We start from the raw sequence: 21724 nt of genomic DNA on the forward strand, positions 1-21724 counted from the left end.
TAATCCCTCAATGCCGGAACGGGATGCCAAGCTCGGTCAGGAGCGCGCGTCCTTCTTCGTCCGTCTTCGCCGTCGTCACGAACGAGATGTTGAGCCCCTTCACGACATCGATCTTGTCGTAGTCGATCTCGGGGAAGATGATCTGCTCGCGCAGGCCCATCGTGAAGTTGCCCTTGCCGTCGAACCCCTTCGGGCTCACGCCCTTGAAGTCGCGAACACGCGGGAGAGAGAACGCGATCAGGCGATCCACGAACTCCCACATCCGCTCGGCACGCAGGGTCACCATCACCCCGATGGGCAGGTTCTCGCGCAGCTTGAAGGTCGCGATCGACTTCCGGGCCCGGGTCACCACCGGCTTCTGGCCGGAGATCGCCCGCATGTCCTCGACGGCGGAGTCGATGATCTTCGGGTTCTGCACCGCGGCGCCGAGCCCCATGTTGATGACCACCTTCTGCAGGCGGGGCACCATCATCGGGTTCTTGTAGCCGAACTTCTTCGCGAGCGCGGCCGTCACGCTCTTCCTGTAGTGCGTGCGGAGCCGCGGCGCGTAGTTCGGGTCGCGCGGGCGCTCCTCGGCCGGCCCGGAGGCCTCGGCCTCGGCGCCCTTGGCCTTCGCGCCCTTGGCTTCCTTGCTCTTGGCGGGCGCCTGCGGCTTGGCCTGCTGCGACTTGGGCTTGTCCTTGCCCTTGCCGGCGTCCTTGGCCGCCTTGTCCTTGTCCTTCTTGTCCGCCATGGCTAGCCCACACCGATCGCGCTGCCGCTCTTGCCGACGCGCGTCTTCTTGCCGTCCTCACCGACGCGGATCTTCACGCGCGTCGGCTTGCCCGTCGCCGGATCGACCGGCATGACCTTCGAGGCGTGCATCGGCGCCTCCTTGGTGATCTTCCCACCCTCCTGGTTGCGCGGCGTGGGCCGCTGGTGGCGGGTCACCGTGTTCAGGCCTTCCACGACCACGCGATCCTCGTCAGCGAGGATCTTGGTGATCCGGCCCTGCTTCCCCTCCTCCTTGCCGCTGATGACCTGCACGAGGTCACCGACCCTGAGGCGCTTCATCAGAGGACCTCCGGAGCGAGAGAGATGATCTTCATGAACTTCTTCGCGCGGAGCTCACGAGCGACCGGCCCGAAGATACGGGTACCGATCGGCTCCTTCTCCTTGTTGATGAGGACCGCGCTGTTCCCGTCGAACTTGATGTAGCTGCCGTCCGAGCGCTGGTACTCCCGGGCGGTGCGGACGACGACGGCGCGCGCCGTCTCGCCCTTCTTCACCTTGGTGCCCGGCAACGCCTCCTTGATCGAGACGACGATGACGTCGCCGAGGGCGGCGTACTTGCGGCGCGAGCCGCCGAGCACCTTGATGCACTTCACGATTCGGGCGCCGGAGTTGTCCGCGACCTCGAGATGCGTCGACACCTGGATCATGGCGCTACTCCTCCACCGGGCGGGCAACGAGCTTGGTCACGAGCCACCGCTTGTCGCGGGAGATCGGCCTGTGCTCCGTAATCTCGACGCGATCGCCCACCTTGTACTGGTTCGTCTCGTCGTGCGCCTTGTAGCGCTCCCGCTGACGGACGTACTTCTTGTACACAGGGTCGAGCGCGTTCCGGATGACCTCGACGGTGACCGTCTTGTTCATCTTGTCGCTGGTCACCTTGCCGACCAGCTTGCGCCGGAAGCCGTGCGCCTTCGCCTCGGTCTCGGCCTGCGCAGGCGCCGCGGCTGCCAGCTCGGGCGCCGCAGCGGCCGGCTGCTGGATCTCTGCCTTCTTCTTCGCCATGGCTACGCCTTCTCCTCGGCACGCGCACGCTGCGTGAGGATCGTCTTCACCCGCGCGAGATCCCGCTTCGCCTTGCGGATCGTCGCCGTGTCGTTCAGCCGGTTCGTGAAATTCTTGAACCGCGCCTCGAACAGGCCCGCCGCCAGAGACTTCTCGAGCTCGCGCAGGTGCTCGGTGGTGCGTTCACGCAAATCCTTCGCCTTCATCGCCTACCTCACGTCAGCCCGCGGGCGAGGAACTTGCACTGCATCGGGAGCTTGTGCGACGCGAGGCGGAACGCCTCCTTCGCAGTCTCCTCGCTCACGCCGCTGATCTCGTACATCACGCGGCCCGGCTGCACGAGCGCGCACCACTCCTCGGGCGCGCCCTTGCCCCCACCCATGCGGACCTCGAGCGGCTTCTTCGTCACCGGACGGTCCGGGAAGATGCGGATCCAGAGCTTGCCCGCGCGCTTCACGTGCCGCTGGATCGCCATACGAGCCGCCTCGATCTGCCGCGAGGTCACGCGGGCAGGCTCGACGCACTGGAGCGCAAAGTCGCCGAAGGAGACGTCGCTGCCCGTCATGGCGAGGCCGCGGTTGTTCCCCTTCTGCATCTTGCGGAACTTGGTTCGCTTCGGAGACAGCATTCTGCAATCCCTCTACTGGATCCGGCGCGCCTTACGCTGCAGGACCTCGCCCTTGAACATCCAGACCTTCACGCCGATGATGCCGACCTTGGTCTTCGCCTCGGCCAGGCCGAACTCGATGTCGGCGCGGAGCGTGTGCAGCGGCACCCGGCCCTCACGGTAGGTCTCGACGCGGCTCATCTCGCTGCCACCGAGCCTGCCGGCGCAGCGCACGCGGATGCCCTTCGCGCCGAACTTCATCGCGGTGGACACCGCCTTCTTCATCGCCCGGCGGAACGCGATCCGGCGCTCGAGCTGCGTCGCGATGTTCTCGGCGACGAGCTGCGCGTTGGTCTCGGCCTTCCGGACCTCCTGCACGTCGATGAACACCTCGTTGTCGGTGAACGACGACACGCCCGGGAAGAGCGTCTCGCCCTTGGACGCGGTGCCGACGTTCCCGCTCTTCAGCGTCTCGATGCCCTTGCCGCCCTTGCCGATCACCATGCCGGGGCGGGCGGTGAAGACGATCACCTTCGCGCGGTTGGCGGCGCGCTCGATCTCCACGCCGGCGATGTTGGCGTTGTAGAGGTACTGCTTGATCGCGCGCTTGATGCGGATGTCCTGGTGGAGCCACTTCTGATACGCAGCGCCGTCCTCGTACCACTTGCTGCTCCACGTCTTGATGACACCGACGCGGAAGCCATACGGATGGGTCTTTTGTCCCATAGCGGCAGGTCCTCTACTTACTTTCTCTCGTCGACTTCGATGACGATGTGCGACACGCCCTTGGTGATCCGGGTCGCACGGCCCATCGCGCGCGGCCGCCAGCGGCGGTTGAACTTGTTCGGCCCCTTGTCGACGGTGGCCTTGCTGATGAAGAGCGCGTCGATGTCAGCGCCCGCCTGCTGGGCGTTCGCGACCGCGCTCTCGATGATCTTCCGCAGGACGGGGGCTCCGCTCTTCTGCGTGAACGAGAGCAGCTGGATCGCCTCGTCCGCGTCGCGACCTCGAACGAGATCGGCGATCATGCGAGCCTTGCGCGGGGCGATCCGCGAAAACATCGCACTGGCTTTGCTTACCATTCGAGACACCTCGCGACACCGGCGGGCGGAGTGACTCCGTACCGGGTTTCGGTTCACTGCGAACCGGTTGCACCGTCGTACGCTTCCGGTCCCAGCCCGACGTCCATCGACGTGGGCCCCCTTCGCGTCACCGGGGGGGTTCCCGCGGCGGCCGAAGGGGCGGAGCTGGGATCGAAGCGCCGTTACGGCTCTTCTACTGGGAGACCGGGAGGACACCCGATCGCCCGGGAAAACGGAGCGCGGTGATTACCAGCGGGAGGCGCGGTACGCAAGCGAGATCCTTCCGCTCCCTTTCAGTTTGTTTCGCGCGTCCCCGCGGGCTGAGCAGTTTTTCAGTTCTTCCTGAACGGACGTCGGGGGGCTCCGGGCACGCCGAGCCTGGTGCTCGGGCAGGCGGGCGGGCGACCACGAGGCTGAAATCTGTTCTTGACGCTGACGAAATGCATCTGAAACAAGCTGTCGACGGCGGTCTGAGCCGTCGACGGCGGAGGTGCACCCCCGGAACGTCGGCGTCGGACGGCTGGACCAGGCCGAAGAGCAGGATTGCGAGGGGAATAGGGGAGCCCCACGTTCAGTCGAACGCACCAGGCTGTGGAACTCTTCCCTGACATTGTAGGAGGCAACGTGACCATGCTTGCTCGCCATCGCCATTCTTTCCTCGCGCTTACCTTCATCTTGCCCGCCATCCACACCGGCTGCGTCGTGACCACGGCGGACACCGACAACGAGGTGGACCAGACGGTCGGCCCCGGCGTCACCCACGGGTCCACGGGCAGCGGCGGCGACGGCGGCACCGGCGGCCAGGGCGGCGACGGCGGCACCGGCGGCACCGGCGGCACCGGCGGCACCGGCGGCGACGGCGGCCAGGGCGGGACCGGCGGCAGCGACGCCTGCATCGAGGCGTCGGACGGCGACCTCACGGTCGCGGCATGCGACGAGCTCAACATCTCGCCTGCGCAGGGGGCGACGAGCCAGTGCGGCGCGAACCGCGACGAGGACCCGATCGGCTACGGGCTCTGCAAGCACGGCTTCGCCGTCTTTTCCCCGGGTCACGCCGCGGACCTCGTGGACTGCCTGAGCGACATCGGCGTGGAGCGGGCGTGCGATGTGGATCCCGTTCAGGCGTGCATGAACCGCACGTACGCCAACGCGTGCCCGCACCAGGCCGACGAGATCTGCGACACCATCTCCGAGTTCTGCGACGCCGGCACGTTCGACCCCGCCAAGTGCGCGGCTCAGATGAACCCCCTCAACCGAGATGCAGCGGACGAGCTCGTCGCGTGCATGAACGACAACCCCGATGTCTCCTGCCAGGACGCTTACGACGCATGCTACGAGGAGATCATGGCCTTCTACTGACCCGGCAGCCGCCGCGGGTGCACGGCCTGCGCGCCCACCGTGCGCGCTCTGCTCTCGCCATCCTTTTCCCCTGGCATTCGACGCACACCAGATGACCTCTGGGCCTCTCACCAGCTCATACCCACCTTAGCGCCTCGGCGCGCGCACCCTCTCATGTAGGCCGGTTCGGGGAGCCCCCGAGCGCGGTATTCGGTTGCAAAAAAGATCGCGGGAAGGGATCCTCGGCTCCTCCGTGGCCAAGGACTCCTCCCGCCCGCGCCTGGCAGCCTCCGTTCCGCGATCGCCGGGGGCGCGTCCATTCCTCGGTGGAGCGCTGCTCGGCGTGCTCGTCGCGTCGGCCGGCTGTGCTCCCGGGTCGACGACAGCGGAGCAGATCACGCCGCGCCTGATGGTGCGCGCCTCGCTCGAGGGGACCGCCGCCGTCCCGACGGAACGGCGCATCAAGGCCAAGGAGAGCGCGCTCGCTGCCGTCAAGGACAGCGCGACGCTCGCCTCGGGGATGGAGTCCGAGATCGGCGCCATCTCGATGTCCTCCTCGACGGCCAGCGCGCGCTGCCCCGCGGAGATGGCCCTCGTCGACGATCGCGTGTGCGTCGACCGCTGGGAGGGCACTCTGGTCGAGGTGACGCCCAGCGGTGAGCGCCCCTGGTCGCCCTACGATCCGATTGACGGGAACGAGCGCCGCGTCCGCGCCGTGTCCTGGCAGGGGGTCATCCCCCAAGGCTACATCAGCGGGCGGCAGGCCAAGCTGGCGTGCGCGGCATCGGGCAAGCGCCTGTGCACCTCGGAGGAGTGGGTGGCCGCCTGCCGAGGGCCGGACGACACGATGTTCCCCTACGGCGCGCTCCGCCAGCAGGGCGTGTGCAACGATGACGAGCGACGGGTCCACCCCGTCGCCGAGATCGCCGCGCTGCTCGACATCAAGCCCGAGGAGCGCTGGACGACGGCGATGAACAACCCGCTCATCAACCAGCTGTCCCAGGCGCTGCTCCCGACGGGCGAGCGCGCGGGATGCACCAACGCCTACGGCGTGTTCGACATGGTAGGCAACCTCCACGAGTGGGTCGATGATCCGAGCGGCACCTTCCGGGGCGGCTATTTCATGGACACGACGCGCAACGGCGAGGGCTGCAAATATGCCACGACCGCCCACTCCTTCGGCTACCACGACTACTCGACTGGCTTCCGGTGCTGCATGGATCCGGAGCAGGCCGACTAGTGCTGGCCGCGCGGCGTGCGGCCGGCACGATAGCGGCGTGCAGGTTCGTGTGATACGGGCTCAGCCGGTAGGCAGGCGAGTGAGGCGTACGAAGGTACGCCGCAGCGAGCCGAACGACGCGGATGAGCCTGTACCGCGCGAACCTGCACCCCGCTATGGGGCAGACGTGAATCGAACGCGGAGCTCGGGGCGACCCAGCGGGGAGACCGGGCGATCGCCGCGCGCGCATCTTTCCGTGACGCGACGGGCGCTCCGACAAGTGGGCTCGGGCGCGGCGCGAGCGAGCGCGCGCGTCGTGGAGAGGCCAGGGCCGCCGCGCAGCAAGCCAGGGCGCCACCAGCGGAGAGATTGCCGATGCTCGACTCCCTAGTGAGCGCGCCCACGCGGCGCCGTGCCGCTGCGACCGCCCTTGCCGCCCTGACGGCCCTCCTGGCGCTCGGCTGCGGGAAGAAGGAAAAGGCAGCGCCCATCACCGTCCCGCCGCCCCCGGGCGCGGCGTCCTCGGATGAGCTCACCACCGCCATTGGCCAGGCGCGTGGCATCGATTCGGCGCTCGCGCCGTCGTCGACCCGATGGCGCCGGGCGTTCGTGCTCGATGAGAGGCGAGCCGTGGTGACAGGAGAGGTCGAGAACGAGGCGATCGCGCTCGTGACCGAGAACGCAGGCCGGACCTGGCGATCTCTGCGGCGCGTCCGCGAGGGGTGGTCGACCTGGTCGGTCGGCGGAGACGGCGCCACGGTGCTCACGACCGGTCCGCGCGGCCCGGCTCTCCCGGCGGAGACACGCGGGAATCGAGGGACGCCGTCCGCGCCGGACCCGCCGAGTCTCTTCTTCGCTCCGTTCGAGGCGACCGACCTCTCGGCGCCTTCACCGGTCACGCTTCCCGCGCTGAGCCGCGGAGCGCGGCCGCTGGTCAACGCTGTGCCCGCGGTGCTCTCCGCCGAGAGCGCCGCGCTGCTCGTGGAGCCCAAGCCTCGGCACGCGACCCTCGTTTATGCGGGGCCGGCGGGCGCCGAGCCGGTGCCTCCCGTCCCGCTCCCCACGCAGGAACAAGCGCTGCCCGTGCCTTATGGCCGCCCACCGACGCTCCTGTCGGTGCGCGGGCGCAACCTCCTCGTGCGGCCCGTCCCCGCGCCGGGGAAGCCGCTCGACGCACCGAAGAGCGTCGAGGGACTCGCGATGAGCCCAGCGGCTATCGCCGCGCTCTCCACGACACCAGCATGCGACTTCGCCGGCTGGTCGATCCAGCTCGTTCCTCAGCCGCCCGACAAGACCGCCGTGGTCGCCGTCTCCGCTGCCCAGACAGCCGTGCTGAAGCTCCCGGCGAAAGCCCCGCCCGGAGCGTCGGTCGGCTGCGCAGCCGACCGGATCATGGTCGAAGTCATGACGCCCACAACCGGAGAGCTCACGCTCGCGACGTGCACCCTCCAAGGCACCTGCGTCATCGCCGAGAAACCGCCCTTTCGACCCTGGCTGGAGCCGCATGAACGGTCTGTCGCCCTGGCGCCCACACGCGAAGCCGTCACCGCAGTGCTGACCTCCCGCGCGGCAGCGCGATGGGGGCTCTATATCGCGCAATCGCCGGAAGTGGGCAAGATCTACGACGTCCCCAGGGTCATCGGCGAAGGCGCGGGCGAGCGCGGCCGTATCGAGCTCGGAACCCTCCTCTCGTTCGGAAATCGACTCTTGATGCTCCTCCAAGCGGACGTCACCGGGACATCGCGCCGCGGCTGGTACGTCGCGGCCTCCGATGATGGCGGGCTCACCTGGAGCCCGCCCTGAGCTCCGTCTCGAACGGGATAGTCATTCCAAACGCGGCGCGTCAGCACAGCTTGCATCCCTATCTGTTGCTGACGTGCGCGGTGGTCCTCAGACCTACTTCTACTTCGGAGGAGCGGCAGCCGGAGCGACGCGCTTGCGGCCCTTGGCGCTCGGCTTCTTCACGGGCGCAGGCCCAGCCGCGGTCTTGCGCGCGTTCGCGCTCGCCTGCTCGGCGGTCTTCGCGTCGCCTGCATAGCGGGCGAAGCGACGGTCGCCACCTTGGAAAATCCGCTTCTCCAGCTTCAGCTCCTTCAGCGCGGCGGCGGCGCGGGTCTGCGGGATACCCGCCTGCTTCGCCACCTCGCTCGCGCTGACGCCAGAGCTCGCTTTGACGACGCGCTCGACGGCATCCAGCGTCTCCTGACGCTCCGCCGAGGCGGCCGGCGACTTGCGCGGGCGACCAGGCCGACGCTTCGGCGCGGCGCCGCGCTTGGCCGCGACGGAAGACGTTTTGGACTGGACCGCTCCAGCAGCGCGGGCGCGCGCGCGGCTGCGGCGCGGGGCCGCAGGAGGAACCAACGGCGCTTCCCCTGTCACGGCGCCCAGCTGATTCTTGACGAGCGCGAGGATCGCCTCGTCCGGCATTTTCCGCACGAGGTTTACAATCTGCTGTGAAAAGGCGTCCGTTGCCATGTGCTCTCCCTCGTCGCCGAATCCAGCTCGGCGGTTGGATACGACTATGCCGTTGCCACTTGCCTGGTCAAGCGAATTGAGGATAGAGGGCCGTCTTTTCTTTCAATAGGCGCTGCGGGCGGGCTCAATCGGAGAGCTCATTGGACGGGACGGCCCCGAACGGCTGGGCTGCTTTGCTCGACAGGCGCCGAGCGATGAAGCCCGCCAGCGTCGATTGATGGCCGAGACCCCTCCCCCGCGCAGGACGGCCCCTGGGCCGCGCCAATCCTCGCTCGGCCCCCTTGACGATGCACCGCGGCATTGCGTGTCTCGGGTGCTCGGGTCTGGTCAGGTAAGCACCGTCCGAGAACCGAGCAACCCCGCGCCTCGGGCCGCGCCCGTCACGGGCGGCAATGCGGGCGCGCGCACATCCGCGAGGCGCAGCGACCCGGCGCGAGCCTCGCCACCCCCAATCATTGAAGCGCCTCACGCAGGGTGCGACCGCCTGGCGACCACAGGCGGCCGGCGCGTGGCTACATTGCACGCCCCGGGCGCACGACTGACCTATGCGGAGGCGTGATAGGATGCCCCGCTCGGCGGTGGGGCGCAGCACGGACGCTTCGCTATGAGCGCCGGCGGGACGGGAGTCCGGGTCGAGCTCTCGACACGACATCCGCTCATCACGCCCGGGATTGCGCGGACCCACGCTGACCGCCCGATCGCGCGCCAACCCGCCGAGCTCTTCGAAATGACGACTCGGCGCCGGTCCCGCCGCCGGAGGCGCGCTCGGGCCGCGCAGTGCCGCTCTCAACATCACGCGCGCGGCCGCCGCCCGCCGCTCCCGCTGGGTAGGCGCCTGAAGGCCGTCGTGCCCGGCGGACCGGCGTGCGCGCGCGGCTCAGGCTCATCCCGCAAGACACCTCGTTACATAGCAGAGCGCGGAGGCGCGCTCATCGTCCTCTTCGGCCTCTCCGATCGAGCCCTTCCGAGAGAGCTCAGCCTTCGGCCCTACGCTCGCGAGCGCGAGTCCGCGCGTCCGCGCGTCCACCGTGGGGGCACGTCCTCTACGACATTGGCGCCTGCTCCAATGGGAGGACGACGGCGGGGAGCCGGCCGGCTCCGCCTCGACTTCTTCAAACGCCTTCCTGTCCATATCTACGACGCCCAGGATCCACCCCGCCCCCGCTCGACCTCCGTCCGACCGGCGGCCGAGATTGACCAGCCGCCGACAATCGGTTGACACGCGCTTCGGCCGCGGAGAAGGATGCGCGCATGTCGCTGGTGCGCGTGCTCGAGCCAGAGGCCATGGATACCGACGAGGACGCGCGGGCCTACGACAGCATGGACCACGCCGCCGCGAACACGGCGTTCTGCGACGCGCTCCTCTCCCACAACCCCGGTCTCGCAACCGCCCTCGACGTCGGCGCAGGGACGTGCCTGTTGCCCATCGCGCTTTGCAGGCGCGCCCCCGCCGCGCGGATCGAGGCGATCGATCTCTCCGCGGCGATGCTCGAACTCGCGCGCCGTCATGTCGAGCAGGCCGGGCTGGCTGCGCGCGGCGCGCTCGCTCGACGAGGTGCGTGAGATGCTGCGCTCGCTCCGGATTCCCCCGAATGCGCTCAAGTGACGAGCGACCGGCACCGGACCCTCGCGCTCCGCAGGGCCTCCTGATCCGGAGGCGCCGCGCGCCGATCCGGGGCGCGGCGCGGGCACGTCAAATCGACGCGACGGCCAGCCCGGCTCGTAATAAAAGCGTCCACGTGAACGCCACCGGAACACGAGCTCGCCGCGCGCGCGGCGTTGCCTCCGCGCTCTTCCTGTCCTTCGCCGTCGTCCTCGCGGCATGCGAGGAGAACCCGCCTCGCCCGAGCGAGCCGGAGCGGCCCGCGCCCCCGCCGCCCCAGCCGAGCGCGGGGCTCGCGCCGCCCGCGGCCAGCTCGGCCGCAGCAGAGCCCCCGAGCGCAAGCGCGCCGGGAGACGCGGGCGAGCCGAAGGGCACGCCCGCATGGCAAGGGACCTGGGAAGGGCGCTACGACGCCAAGAAAGGCAGCGTCGTGATGCCCCCGAAGGTCAAGGACGCCGCGCGCCAGAAGGACGACGGGAAGCAGGTCACCGGCCCTGGGACGGTGACGCTGACCATCGAGCCGAGCGGTGAGCTGAAAGGCACCGCGAAGGGAGCGCTCGGCGACGCGACGCTCGTGGGAAAGGTCGAGGAAGGCATGGTCCGCGCATCGGTCTTCCCCGACGATCCGCGCGCGCCGAACGCGATGACCGGCGTCCTGGTCGGCGAGCTGAAGGAGAACGCCATCCACGGCAGGATCCGGGTGACCGGGCCCGATGCCCTCCTGGTGCGCGAGTCCCCCATCGAGCTGAAGAAGAAATGATCAGCGCAGCCTGGCGAGACGCCGACGCCGGCGCCTCGCCCGGCTGCGTCGCGCGTCAGCTCGCCGCGCCGGCTCCTCCCGGCTCGCCTGCCGGCGCGCGGCCCTGCGGCTCCTGCGGCGCAGCCCCGGCCTCTCCCGCGGCGCCGCCGCGCGCGCCGCCGCGACCCGCCTCCGCCCGCCGCTCCTCGCGCTGGCGTGCCACCTCGGCGTCCCGTTGCTCGTACGCCACGATGATCCGCTGCACGAGCGGGTGGCGCACGACGTCGACCTCGGTGAACGAGCAGATCGCAATCCCGTCGATCCCCGCGAGCAGCTCGCGCGCCTCCGCGAGGCCGCTGCGCGCGCCGTGCGGGAGATCGACCTGCGTGACGTCGCCCGTCACCACGGCGCGGGAGGCGTAGCCGAGGCGGGTGAGGAACATGCGCATCTGGTCGCTCGTCGCGTTCTGCGCCTCGTCGAGGATGACGAAGCAATCGTTGAGCGTGCGGCCGCGCATGAAGGCCAGCGGCGCGACCTCGATCTGACCGCGCGTCACGAGGCCTTGCGCCTTGTCCGCATCCATCATGTCATGGAGCGCGTCGTAGAGCGGGCGCAGGTAAGGATTCACCTTCTCGGCGAGATCGCCGGGGAGGAAGCCGAGCCGCTCTCCCGCCTCGACGGCAGGACGGGTCAGGATGATCCGCTTCACGCGACGCTCGAGCAGCGCGTGCACCGCCATGGCCATCGCGAGGTAGGTCTTGCCCGTCCCCGCCGGCCCGATGCCGAACGTCATGTCGTGCGATCGGATCGCCTGGATGTAGCGCTTCTGCGCCAGCCCCTTCGCCGAGATGGGCCGGCGGCGCGCCGAGATGAGCACGACGTCCTCGAACAGCTCCCGCAAGGTCATCCCCGGGTCGTCCCGGAGCGCCTGCACTCCGCGCACGTAGTCCTGGGGATCGAGGACCGCGCCGCTCCTCAACATCTGCGCGGCCTCTGCCAGGCACCGCTCGGCGAGCGCGACCTTGTCGGCGTCCCCGGCGAGCCGGATCGTGTTGCCTCGAACGCCCGACTCGATGCCGAGAGTGCGCGCGATGAGCTTGAGATGCTCGTTTCCCGGCCCGGCGAGGGCCACCAAGGTGGTGCTGTCGAGCACCTCGACATCCGCCGTGATCCGCACGCTGGTCGTCATCCCGTGATCCTTCCCCGCCTCTGCCCCGGCGCTCCGTCGCCGGCATGTGCCGCCACCACTCCATGAGCAGGACCTTGACGCGGCTCACATCCCGCTCGAACGTCGCGCTCGCTCGCCGTATGGCCTACACAGAATCGTAACGTCCTGGTCATAATTTCGCGTCGCAGTGCATGCGAGATCCGGCGAGCGGGCGAGCCGCACACAGGGAGAACTGCATGAGGTTAGCTACATCGGCGCTGCTGGGCATGACTGTTACGCTGTCGGGCCTTTCGGCGCTAGCACAGCCTGGACCTCCGGGCCCAGCGCAACCTGCCCCACCGCCGCCTCCAGCCGCTGCCCCGGCGGCCCCTGCCGGCGCGGTTCCGCCCGCTGCCGCTGCCGCTCCGACGCCCGCTGCCGCTGCCGCTCCGACGCCCGACGCGGCGCCGCCCGCCGAGGAGCTGCCGCCGCCCCCGCCCCCTGGAGCCGCACCGACCGCCGCGCCGCCGCCTCCTCCGCCTGCGCAGGTGTTCGCGCCGACCGCCGGTGCCGCCATCGTGAGAGAAGAGCAGCGGCCGCTCGCCGGCTGGCACGGCGGCTTCTTCCTCCGGGACGCGAACGACAACTTCCGGCTCTACCCGAAGGGGAGGCTGAACTTCGACTTCGCCAGCAGCTTCGGCGCCGGCGTGTCGGACGTGTCGGCAGCGGGCGGTGGGAGCGCGCTCAAGCCGCGCTTCTTCATCCGCCGCGCGCGGCTCGAGGTGGCCGGCGAGTTCCTGAAGAGGTTTTCCTTCGATGTCGACGTCGACTTCGGCGGCCAGGGGCTCGCGAACGCCAACGGCCGGAGCGAGAACGCGGCCGCCGCGGCCGGGCAAGCGCCGACCGCAGAGACCGCGCGCTTCGCGCCCGTCGAGAGCACCACCGCGAACGCCGTGCTCGCCGACGCCTGGATCAACTACTCGGTCATGCCCGCGCTCAATTTCCTGTTCGGGCAGCACCAGGCGTTCTTCTCGATGGATAACCAGACGAGCGACAACAGCACGACGTTCATGGAGCGCAACATCGCGACCCGGAGCTTCGCCTACCCCGAGGGCAAGGACATCGGCCTGACGATCTGGGGCGACGTCGCCGACAGGATGGTCGTCTACGGCGTCAGCATGGTCGGCGGCGACGGGCAGAACCGGCCGGGCGTCGACAGCGAGTTCGATTTCATCGGCCGCGTGGTCGCGCGCCCGTTCGCGAGCGACAAGAAGGGGTTGCTCGCGAAGGCGCAGATCGGCGTCAGCGCGCGCTACGGCGACCGCGATCACAGGTACGTGGGCTACGACTATGCGCCCATCAGGACGGCGCAGGGCTATACGCTCTGGGGCGCCGGCTACACGGACTCGCTGAAGCGCCCCATCCACGTCATCCCGTCGGCCTCGCAGGCCGCGATCGGCGGCGAGCTCCGGCTGCCCATCGAGATGGTCGAGCTCCGGGCCGAGGCGTACTACGTCGCGAACGACACGCGCGAGGCCGTGGAGGGCTTTCAGCTGACCAACACCGAACGGCTCGGGCAGGTGAAGGGGCTCGGCTGGTACGTGCAGCTCTCGGCGTGGCCAGTCGGCCACGCCTTCGTCAGCGGCGATCCAGGGTTCTCCCCGCGCCCCACGAAGGTCGATCTGTCGAAGGAGCTCGAGAAGCCGAAGTCGGGGCTCGAGGTGGCGGCGCTCCTCGCGGGGATCAACGCGACGTACGACGGCGCGTCGCGCGGGGGTGCGTACGACGAGAAGACGCCGGGCGCCGACGGGGGGCCGGGCACCGACCTCAACGTCATGCAGATCGGCCTCGCCGCGAACTACTGGTACACGAAAAACATACGGCTCGGCGTGAATTACAGCGCCTACCTGACGCCCGGCAGCGGCTCCAGCGAGAACCTCCTCCGGGTGCCCGGCAATACGGTGACCCCCGCCGATCCGGACGCGCACGCGCTGCACGAGCTCGGCGCCAGGCTCGGCATGTCGTTCTGACGCGCCCCCGCCCCACCGCGGCCGGCGTCCCGGCCGCGCCCCTCATCCTTTTGGCCTCCAACGATCCGCGCCGCGGGCGCTCCAGCGCGGGCGCCTCGCCGACAAGGTCGCGCGCCTCAATTTTGGCCCAGGGCAGCGCGGCGGGGTACCCGTCGGGCCATGCGCGACATGCGTCAGTGGATCGCCGTCGGTGCAGCCGTGGGGCTCGTGGCTGTGACCCTCCCCATGCTGCGCGAGCACGACGTCCGGCTCGGGGGGCTGCTCGCCAAGAAGACGACCGCCGGGGGCCCGACGATCACGCGGACCGTGACGCCGCCGCCGCTCACGGACCTCGATCTGACGCGCATCGACGACCGGAGGACCCCGCCCACGGCGCCGGCGCACGGCGACCGCGTCGCGGAGCTGACCGTCGACCCGCTGTACCAGCGGGCGGCGCTCGGCTTCCTGCGGGCAGGCCAGGTCCCGGAGGGCGCGGTCGTCATGACCGATATCCGCACCGGGAAGGTGCTGGTCTGGGCGAGCTACGTGAACGAGGGGGCGATGCACGACGTCGCCGCAGAGGCCACCGCGCCGTCGGCGAGCGTCTTCAAGGTCGTGACCGGCACCGCCCTCGTCGAGGCGGGCCTGAGCCCGAACACCAAGCAGTGTTATTCGGGCGGCGAGCACTCGATCCGGCCGGCGGACATGGTCGACAACAAGCGCCGCGACAAGTACTGCGCGACGCTCGCGCAGGCGATGGGCCGGAGCATCAACACGGTGTTCGCGCGGCTCGCCGCGAAGAACCTCGACCACGAGAAGCTCGGCGCCGTGGCCGAGAAGCTCGGCTGGGGTCAGGACACGCCGTTCGACGTGAAGGTCGCGACGAGCACGATCTCGCTCCCGGAAGACGATCTCGGCTTCGCGCGGACCGCGGCGGGCTTCTGGAACACGACGCTGTCGCCGTTCCAGGGGGCGAACCTGGCGACCACGATCGCCAATGGCGGCGAGATGATCCGGCTCCACGTCGTGTCGAGCGTCAAGGACGAGATCGGCGACATCTACCAGGGCCCGAGCGAGCGCCAGGTGCTCAAGCGGGTGATGGACGAGAGCACGGCCAACGCGGTGACCGCGATGATGGAGGCGACGGTGGATAACGGCACGAGCTACCGTTCGTTCCATGATCGCAACGGCCGCCCCTACCTCCCGGATATCCGCGTCGCGGGCAAGACGGGGACGCTCACGAAGCCGACGCCCGAGGGGCCCTTCTACACCTGGTTCGTCGGGTTCGCGCCGAGCCGCAAGCCCGAGGTCGCCATCTCCGTGATGGTCGCCAACGGCGCGAAATGGCGGGTGAAGGCGACGAACGTCGCCTGCGACATGCTCCGCACCTACTTCGCCGACAAGGGCGCGCCCGGCGTGCGCGATCCGAACAACCGGACGGGCGCGACAGCGCTCCGCCGCTGACGCGGGGCCGACGAGCCGACGAGCCGCAGCGCGCCAGGCCGATCGGCGCCGCGCTGCGCAGATGCACCTGAACGCGGCGCCGTGCCCCCGGCGAGGTCCCTCGGCCGACGACGGCTGCGCATTGTCGGCCCGTCAGCAGGACCACCGCGCAGCCTTCACGAGGCCTCCGTAAGGCCGAAATCGTTCGTCGTGATTTCCGCCCTCACCAGGATCCGGCGATGACGGTGCGTCATGGACCTGTGTGCCTGCCTGGTTGCGGCAGGTGTGCAGGCTCAACGTACAGGCCGCGGCGGCGATCGATTCATGGAAACTTTCCGCCGGGGGGGCGACCCTTCCCGCCGGCTCGCCGTCCGCGGCGCGAAGGTCCGGACGGCTCCGATGCAGCCGGACACCCTGGGCCAGGGTGGGACCTAGTTGCGAGCGGTGCTGCTTGTGCAGCTTGTGCTCGGCCGAGATCCGCGTGCTAGCATCTCTGTTGTGCAGGTTGTGCTCCGCAAGCTCGGCCGGGGATCACGCGCAGTCGTTGGCCGGCTCGTCCGTGCACCACGGAAAGGCTCGGTCATCGTCATCGAGTTCTCCGACGGAATGCATGAATATGTCACGACGCCGGTCAAGCGCGTGTTGCGCCTCGCCGGGCGCGAGGTCTTCTACATAGAGACCGTGAACTCCCGGTACCGCCTCGAGGTGCGCGGCCGCGAAGTCGCGCTGGACGGCGCGGTCGGCGGCTGAGCCCTGCCAGGTGCGGCTCGGGCGGCGCGGATCCTCCGGATCCTTCAGAACGAGCGCGCGCCGCTGATGTGACCACGCGCCTCTGACGTGACCGCGCGGGGAGGCCGAGGTTAACGCCTCACGACGGCGCGATGCACTGCACACTCGTCTAGCACGAGAACTGCATGTCCGCGCGCATTGCCCCTTGCGCTTCCATTCGCTCTTGGGCAGAGTCCCGCTCCCTTTGAGGGGCCCCGCGGTAGGCCATCCACCGGTGCAGGATGGGGCTCGCCTGGCGAGCTGTCGTCATGATGCCGCGCCCCCGACCGTGAGGAGATTGAAGCAGATGGGCAAGCGCGATCGCCGCCAGTCGATGAAGATGAGGCGCCGCAAGGCGCAGGCTGCCAAGAAGGAGCGCGCCAAGCGCAGCAAGCTGGCGAAGGCCCCGGCGGAGGTCGCTGGCAAGGCCAAGAAGCCCCGCGCTCCCAAGAGCGCCGCTCCTGCGAGCCCTTCGCCGGCTGCTTGACGTGGTGCGAGGCGCGGTCGATCGACCGCGCGCCACGCGCCACGCGCCACCTATCGCATCGCCGCGCTGTTGCGATCCCGTCGCTCACCGTCGTCGCACGCCGGCGTTGTGCTCGGCCCGGCGCGCCCTCGGCGCGCGGCCGCACACCTCGTCAGCGGCGGCGTTCACTCGTCGCGAATCACGCGCGTGTGGAGGCTCAGGCCGGGCTGCCGGCCCATGTCGGTCCCGCTCGCCGAATCGCCAGCCCCATTCTGCGTGGGCTGGGGCTCCTTGGCCGGGGGCTCGCCGAGGAGCCCAGTGTCGCCCTCCCTTCGCTCCTCGCCGATGAGCTCCCAATGGCCCCGCTCGTCGCGCCAGCGCTGCGCCACCCGGGTGCTGCGGACCGTGGCCTCGTCGTTCCGCAGCCAGAGGACGTCGAGGTAGACCTCGGCTTCCTCGCGCTGGGTCATCTCGAAGCCGCCGAACTCCACGTCGACGACCCGGAGGCGCGTGCCCCAACCGGCGTGACGATTCATGAAATCCTGGCGCGCGCTCGAGCCGACGCGCTCGAGCGCGACATCCATGCGGCCGAACCGGGCGGCCGTGTTCATCTCGAGCGCCGCTTCGGTGAGGCGCTGGGACGTGCTCGGGGCGATGCCGCAGCCGGCGAGGGGCAAGAGGCTCAGGGCGAGGAGGATGCGGCGCATGCCGAGCACCCTGGGCGAAGGGGTCGGCGCGGGCAAAATTTCCAGCAAGCGCGCGGCGCTCAGAACGAGTTCGTCGCGACGAAGTAAAACTGACCGCCAGGGATCGCGGGATCGCTCAGGCCGTAGGCGTACCCGAAGCGCAGCTGCGAGGAGAGGACGTACCCGATGCTCAAGCTCAGCCACAGCTCGCCGCCGACCGAGGCGTGCAGCTGGGGCGAGTAGAGCAGGCTCTTCCGCGTGAAGAGGGCGAGGTCGTCCATGTCGAAGCGGTTGAATGCGCCGCCGTGGTCGAGGAAGAGGCTCGCGTCGACGCGGCGCAGGTAGATCGGCAGCGTCACGAGGCCGCGGTCGGGTTGCAGGACGGGCACGCGGTACTCGAACGTCTGCGAGAAGTAGGAGCGGCCGAACATCGCGCCCGGCGCGTAGCCACGGAGCGTGAACGAGCTATTCGTGACCCCGGTGAGCAATGTGTCGACGAGGGTGAGGTTCTCGAGATCGTACCCGCCCACGCCATAGCTGGCGCCCCGGGGGAAGTTGCCGCCAGACACCGCCCCGGCGACGCGAAACGCGAGGGTGTGATCGCCTGACCAGGGCATGGCGACGTAGGCGGTGAGGCCCGTCGAGAACGCGTAGGTCGTATAGCTGCTGCCCGTCTCCGGGCCGGCGTAATCGAGCCCAGCGCTCAGCGACACCCCGCGCGACGCGCCGGCGGCGTCGAGCGAGCCCTCGGCGTTCGAGAATGCGTAGCCGAGGTGCGCGAGGTTCAGGGTGCCCCGCGGCGGGAGGATGGTCCGGGGCGCGTACGGGTCGAGCTTGTCGCCGATGGGGAGCTGCCCCTTGAACGCGGCGCTGCCGAACGACGCGCTCAGGGTATGCCGAGAGAACTCGCCGCGGATCGGATAGCTGATGCCGGAGGAGATCCCGATCGTTCGCTCGTCGTAGACGACGTTTCGGCCGTTGAGGCGGTAGCCGCCGCGCGGCGAGATGTTGTGGTACGCGCGGACGCCGAGGTCGACGGGCAGCCGGCCGTAGTTGTACCCGAGCAGGACGTTCGGGGCCGGCGCGTCCGGCTGCACGGTGAGCTCGCCGAAGATCGTGTGGCGACCGACGATGTCGGTGCCGGTCACGCTCACCGTGAGCGCGTTCGAGCCATAGCTCCCGGGCGCGTAGTCGAGCGTGATCGCGCGCGGCGCGAGCGTGGGAAGCGGGTTGTAAGGGACGCGCTCGAGCCGCGCCGCCGAAGGCTCGGCGGCGGGATCGGGGCGATCGCCCGGGGGCGGCGGCGCCGGGAGGAAGCGCGCCGGATCGAGCGGCATGGCGAAGAGGTCGTGGCCCCGAGAGGTATATCCGACATAGACAAGCGTCTTGCCATCGGGGCTGATCGCCGGGTGCAAGGCCCCGAGTCTCACGTTCGTGACCTGGCGCAACGCGCCGGACGAGACGCCGTAGGCGTAGACGTTGTGGATGCCGGTGCGATCGGAGGTGAAATAGAGCGTCTCGCCGTCGGGCGACCAGACGGGGTTCATGTCGATGGCGCGATCGCGGGTCACCTGTCGGAAGCCGCCGGTGGCGACGTCCACCACGCGGATGTCGCGATAGCCGCCGGCGGTCCAGACGCTGTACGCGAGGCGCTTGCCGTCGGGCGAGAACGACGGGGAGTAGGCCTGCTCGAAGCGGGCGCTCGGGACGAGATCGCGCCGCTCGGACAGGGCGCCATCCCTGGAGAGCCGCGCGATCTCCAGGTAGCGGGTGCCCTTGCTGTTGAGGGAGAAGGCGACGAGATCTCCGGTCGGGCTCACGTCCGGGGCCGCGGATCGGAGGCCGTGCGTCAACCGGCGCCGCCAGGGCTCGTCGCCGTCGGGCGCCGCCTCGCCGCGCGGGAGCGAGACCAGATCGTTTCGGTAGTAGTGGTTGCGCCACGGCAGGAGCGCCGTGAAGATCAGGTCACCTGCCGGCGTGAACGCCGGTCGCGAGGGCGCGTTGGTGCGCGCGACCAGCGCTTCGTGGCGCTCGCTCCCGGGCGCGGGCGCGGCGAGAGGGACGCGGTAGATACCGGGGCGCTCCCTGCCGTCGTCGCGGAAGTAGACGATCTCGTCTGCAGCGGTCCGGCGCGCGGCGGGCGGGACGAACCGCGGGTAGAGCACGTTGCGCCCGTGGTAGGTGAGCCGCGCGCCCTCGCGGAGCCCGCGCGCCTCGACGGCCGCCATCTGCTCTCGGTAGAGCCGGCGGAGGTGGTCCTTCCAGCCCTCGTACAGCTCGACGTAGGTCCTGCCGGTCACGCGGCGGATGGCGCGGTTGATCCCCCACGGGAGGAGCGACGCCCCGTAGTCGGCGGAGACGGCGCGCATCGTGTTGGGCCCGTAGACGTCGATGATCCAGCCCAGGAACCTCGATCCGTAGAGATACCAGAGGTTCCCCTGCGGCCAGCGGTACGCGGAGCTCGAGATCTGATCGAGCCCCGCGATGTTGTCCTCGAGCACGTCGGCGCGCAGGTACATGTCGAACATGCTCGAGCGCATCCGGCCACCACTCGAGTGGTGGCTCTCGCTCACCACGGCGAGCCCCTCGATGATCCACCGCGGCTGCACCTGGTTCGGCGAGAACGTCTTGCCCACGATCGCGTTCAGGATCGCCGGGATCCCCGACGTGTTATCGATGTGCGCGATGTGCGTGAACTCGTGCGTGAGGAGATCGAGGTACCAGTCGTCGTAGTCGCCGAGCGTCGACAGGTCGTCCGGACCGGATGCGAGGAGGTGGATCGAGTTGTAGGGGAGCGTGCCGGCCGACCCGTTCGCCATCTCGGAGTCGTCGGTGATCAGGATCTCCGTGCGGCCCTGCGGGGCGTAGCCGAGCGCGTCCTCGACGCGCCCGTAGATCGTCTCGGCGAGCGAGGCGATGCGCGCCGCGATGGGCTCGAGGCCCTGCGGGTAGTGCACGCGGAAGTGGGCGGTCTCGAACGTCCAGAAGGCGAGATCGGGGTCGCCCGTCGCCCGGGCCGGCCGCGGCGCGAGGAGCAGCAGCGCCGCGAGGGCGACGGCAGAGAGGACGGACGCTGCGCGGTGGAGCGGCGGGGTCGCTCTCGAGCCGGCGCGCACGGGAGAAGAGTTCACCAAGACCGAGGCGGCGCGGCGACCTCAGAGGTCGTCGTAAAAGAGCGGCTCCCTGTTCCGCGTGAACCGGGACACGAGCTGCCGGCCCTCCGCCGAGATCTGCGTGATCCGGGCGCCGAAGCCTGGCTCGGCCGAGTCCCTCGAGCCGCCTGCCTCGCGCGTCCACCGGACCGCGGCCTGCGCGGTGAACTCGTAGTTGCCCGGCAGGCGGACACGCAGGGTCACGACGGAGCCCGTCGGCGGGATCTTGTAGGTCGCGACGAAGATGCCCCCGTGCTCGATGACGTCGTTGCCTGCCAGTCCCTTGTAAAAATTCGACGGTGTCAGAGCGCCGAGCTCGACATCGACGACCGCCGCGTGCGCGCGGTGGTCGACGGGCTGCGGCATGGCCTGGGGCGGCGGAGCGCCGCGTGGGTCCGCGGCCGGGTGCGATGCGGCGGCGTAAGCGGGCGAGGCGGGCGCCGGCGCACGCCGCGGCTGCTGCGGCGAGGGGAGCGTGTGCTGGAGGGGCGCAGACACGGCCACCGCGGGCACAGGAGCGACCTGCGCGGGCGCGGCCACCGCCGCAGGCGCGGGCGCGAACGGCGCGGGCGCGGCCATCGCCGCGGGTGCAGGCGCAGGCGCGAACGGCGCGGGCGCAGCCATCGCCGCGGGTGCAGGCGCAGGCGCGAACGGCGCGGGCGCAGCCATCGCCGCGGGTGCAGGCGCAGGCGCGAACGGCGCGGGCGCGGCCACCGCCGCAGGTGCAGGCGCGGGCGGCGCAGCGACGGGCACAGGCGCGAACGGCGCTGGCGCGGCCACCGCCACGACGGGCGCCGGCGCGACCGGCGCCGGCGCGGCCGCCGCTACGGGCGCACGCGCCTGCGCGGAGGCGCCGGCGGCCTGCGCCCTGCTCAGCGCGTTGACCTTGCTCAGCGAGGAGGCGACGTGCTCCATCAGCACGTCCACCACCGGATCGGCCGCGGTGATCCTCTGCAGGCGGTTCAGGACGTCGCGCACATGGCCGAGCGCGATCTCGCTGCCGTCGAGGGCCTGACCCCCGGAGCGCTCGATGCGGTGCATGATGCCCATCGCCTGCGCTATCGGCTCGGCGAGCGCCTCGATCTCAGGCGACACCCCCCCGTTCGACTGGAGCGCATTGAGCGCCGCGGCGAGCAGTTCGCGGGCGCTTTTCGCAAGCTGCGCGGGTTCCGACATGAATCCTCCGAAGGGCGCATCCTACGCGGTCGCGCGCG

General features: G+C 70.0%; 22 protein-coding genes. 9 read left to right on the forward strand and 13 right to left on the reverse strand.

The genetic code is table 11. The features are described 5' to 3' along the window. Positions 1-7 precede the first annotated feature (7 nt). The 8 genes from rplE to rplV are packed head-to-tail and all read right to left on the reverse strand — an operon-like array spanning position 8 to position 3465. Positions 8-733, reverse strand: a complete 726-nt coding sequence (gene rplE / locus WMF27_RS39905; RefSeq protein WP_437763668.1) for a 50S ribosomal protein L5 — start codon at positions 731-733, stop codon at positions 8-10. A 2-nt stretch (positions 734-735) separates the two neighbouring features. Beyond that, entirely contained in the window at positions 736-1053 is a 318-nt protein-coding gene (rplX, locus tag WMF27_RS39910; RefSeq protein ID WP_437763667.1) for a 50S ribosomal protein L24, read from the reverse strand. Beyond that, the gene (rplN, locus tag WMF27_RS39915) at positions 1053-1421 is read right to left on the reverse strand and encodes a 50S ribosomal protein L14 (protein WP_012240562.1); all 369 of its coding nucleotides are present in this window, start codon (positions 1419-1421) and stop codon (positions 1053-1055) included. Before rplN ends, rplX begins: the two co-directional genes overlap by 1 nt. A 4-nt stretch (positions 1422-1425) precedes the next feature. After that, the gene (gene rpsQ / locus WMF27_RS39920; protein ID WP_272102908.1) at positions 1426-1725 is read right to left on the reverse strand and encodes a 30S ribosomal protein S17; all 300 of its coding nucleotides are present in this window, start codon (positions 1723-1725) and stop codon (positions 1426-1428) included. A 53-nt stretch (positions 1726-1778) separates the two neighbouring features. Beyond that, the gene (rpmC, locus tag WMF27_RS39925; protein ID WP_012240564.1) at positions 1779-1982 is read right to left on the reverse strand and encodes a 50S ribosomal protein L29; all 204 of its coding nucleotides are present in this window, start codon (positions 1980-1982) and stop codon (positions 1779-1781) included. Between the two features lie 8 nt (positions 1983-1990). Continuing rightward, positions 1991-2404, reverse strand: coding sequence for a 50S ribosomal protein L16 (gene rplP / locus WMF27_RS39930; RefSeq protein ID WP_012240565.1), 414 nt, complete (start codon positions 2402-2404; stop codon positions 1991-1993). Between the two features lie 12 nt (positions 2405-2416). Beyond that, positions 2417-3109, reverse strand: coding sequence for a 30S ribosomal protein S3 (gene rpsC / locus WMF27_RS39935; RefSeq protein WP_020740980.1), 693 nt, complete (start codon positions 3107-3109; stop codon positions 2417-2419). 17 nt (positions 3110-3126) lie between these two features. Continuing rightward, the gene (rplV, locus tag WMF27_RS39940) at positions 3127-3465 is read right to left on the reverse strand and encodes a 50S ribosomal protein L22 (RefSeq protein ID WP_012240567.1); all 339 of its coding nucleotides are present in this window, start codon (positions 3463-3465) and stop codon (positions 3127-3129) included. A gap of 630 nt (positions 3466-4095) precedes the next feature. Between rplV and WMF27_RS39945 the strand changes: the two genes are divergently transcribed. The 3 genes from WMF27_RS39945 to WMF27_RS39955 all read left to right on the forward strand — a co-directional run bounded on the left by WMF27_RS39945 (position 4096) and on the right by WMF27_RS39955 (position 7825). Beyond that, a complete protein-coding gene (locus WMF27_RS39945; protein WP_437769951.1) occupies positions 4096-4824 on the forward strand; it encodes a hypothetical protein in 729 nt (242 codons plus the stop codon). Positions 4825-5146: 322 nt separating this feature from the next. Beyond that, complete coding sequence (locus tag WMF27_RS39950) at positions 5147-6043, forward strand: SUMF1/EgtB/PvdO family nonheme iron enzyme (RefSeq protein WP_437763666.1); 897 nt, start codon at positions 5147-5149, stop codon at positions 6041-6043. Positions 6044-6397: 354 nt separating this feature from the next. Next, complete coding sequence (locus tag WMF27_RS39955; protein ID WP_437763665.1) at positions 6398-7825, forward strand: hypothetical protein; 1428 nt, start codon at positions 6398-6400, stop codon at positions 7823-7825. A 99-nt stretch (positions 7826-7924) separates the two neighbouring features. Here WMF27_RS39955 and WMF27_RS39960 read toward each other — a convergent pair whose 3' ends face one another. Further along, positions 7925-8497, reverse strand: a complete 573-nt coding sequence (locus tag WMF27_RS39960) for a hypothetical protein (protein WP_437943442.1) — start codon at positions 8495-8497, stop codon at positions 7925-7927. Positions 8498-9748: 1251 nt separating this feature from the next. On the opposite strand from WMF27_RS39960, the gene WMF27_RS39965 reads away from it, so the two are divergent. Both WMF27_RS39965 and WMF27_RS39970 read left to right on the forward strand, forming a co-directional pair. Then, positions 9749-10060: a methyltransferase domain-containing protein gene (locus tag WMF27_RS39965; RefSeq protein WP_437763663.1), complete on the forward strand. Its 312-nt coding sequence runs from the start codon at positions 9749-9751 to the stop codon at positions 10058-10060. Between the two features lie 176 nt (positions 10061-10236). Further along, complete coding sequence (locus WMF27_RS39970; RefSeq protein ID WP_437763662.1) at positions 10237-10860, forward strand: hypothetical protein; 624 nt, start codon at positions 10237-10239, stop codon at positions 10858-10860. A gap of 55 nt (positions 10861-10915) precedes the next feature. Here the strand turns inward: WMF27_RS39970 and WMF27_RS39975 are convergent, their stop codons facing one another. After that, positions 10916-12028 (reverse strand): PhoH family protein, encoded by a 1113-nt coding sequence (locus tag WMF27_RS39975; protein WP_437763661.1) that lies wholly within the window; start codon positions 12026-12028, stop codon positions 10916-10918. Between the two features lie 536 nt (positions 12029-12564). On the opposite strand from WMF27_RS39975, the gene WMF27_RS39980 reads away from it, so the two are divergent. The 4 genes from WMF27_RS39980 to WMF27_RS39995 all read left to right on the forward strand — a co-directional run bounded on the left by WMF27_RS39980 (position 12565) and on the right by WMF27_RS39995 (position 16693). Next, positions 12565-14016 carry a porin gene (locus WMF27_RS39980; protein ID WP_437763660.1) on the forward strand — a complete coding sequence of 484 codons (1452 nt, stop codon included), beginning with the start codon at positions 12565-12567 and terminating at the stop codon, positions 14014-14016. Between the two features lie 159 nt (positions 14017-14175). Next, positions 14176-15459 carry a penicillin-binding transpeptidase domain-containing protein gene (locus WMF27_RS39985; protein ID WP_437763659.1) on the forward strand — a complete coding sequence of 428 codons (1284 nt, stop codon included), beginning with the start codon at positions 14176-14178 and terminating at the stop codon, positions 15457-15459. Between the two features lie 423 nt (positions 15460-15882). Beyond that, on the forward strand, positions 15883-16188 hold the full coding sequence (locus WMF27_RS39990; protein ID WP_157907252.1) for a hypothetical protein: 306 nt from the start codon (positions 15883-15885) through the stop codon (positions 16186-16188). A 325-nt stretch (positions 16189-16513) separates the two neighbouring features. After that, positions 16514-16693 carry a hypothetical protein gene (locus WMF27_RS39995; RefSeq protein ID WP_044967002.1) on the forward strand — a complete coding sequence of 60 codons (180 nt, stop codon included), beginning with the start codon at positions 16514-16516 and terminating at the stop codon, positions 16691-16693. A 164-nt stretch (positions 16694-16857) separates the two neighbouring features. Here WMF27_RS39995 and WMF27_RS40000 read toward each other — a convergent pair whose 3' ends face one another. Genes WMF27_RS40000 through WMF27_RS40010 form a run of 3 tightly spaced genes read right to left on the reverse strand, consistent with a single transcriptional unit; the run spans position 16858 to position 21686 of the window. Beyond that, positions 16858-17379, reverse strand: coding sequence for a hypothetical protein (locus tag WMF27_RS40000; protein WP_437763658.1), 522 nt, complete (start codon positions 17377-17379; stop codon positions 16858-16860). A gap of 59 nt (positions 17380-17438) precedes the next feature. Continuing rightward, positions 17439-20489, reverse strand: coding sequence for a BamA/TamA family outer membrane protein (locus tag WMF27_RS40005; protein ID WP_437763657.1), 3051 nt, complete (start codon positions 20487-20489; stop codon positions 17439-17441). Between the two features lie 24 nt (positions 20490-20513). Next, positions 20514-21686: a hypothetical protein gene (locus WMF27_RS40010; protein WP_437763656.1), complete on the reverse strand. Its 1173-nt coding sequence runs from the start codon at positions 21684-21686 to the stop codon at positions 20514-20516. Between the last annotated feature and the right edge of the window lie 38 nt (positions 21687-21724).

It is taken from the genome of Sorangium sp. So ce281, assembly GCF_051527395.1.
In the GTDB taxonomy this organism is placed as follows: domain Bacteria; phylum Myxococcota_A; class Polyangia; order Polyangiales; family Polyangiaceae; genus Sorangium; species Sorangium cellulosum_B.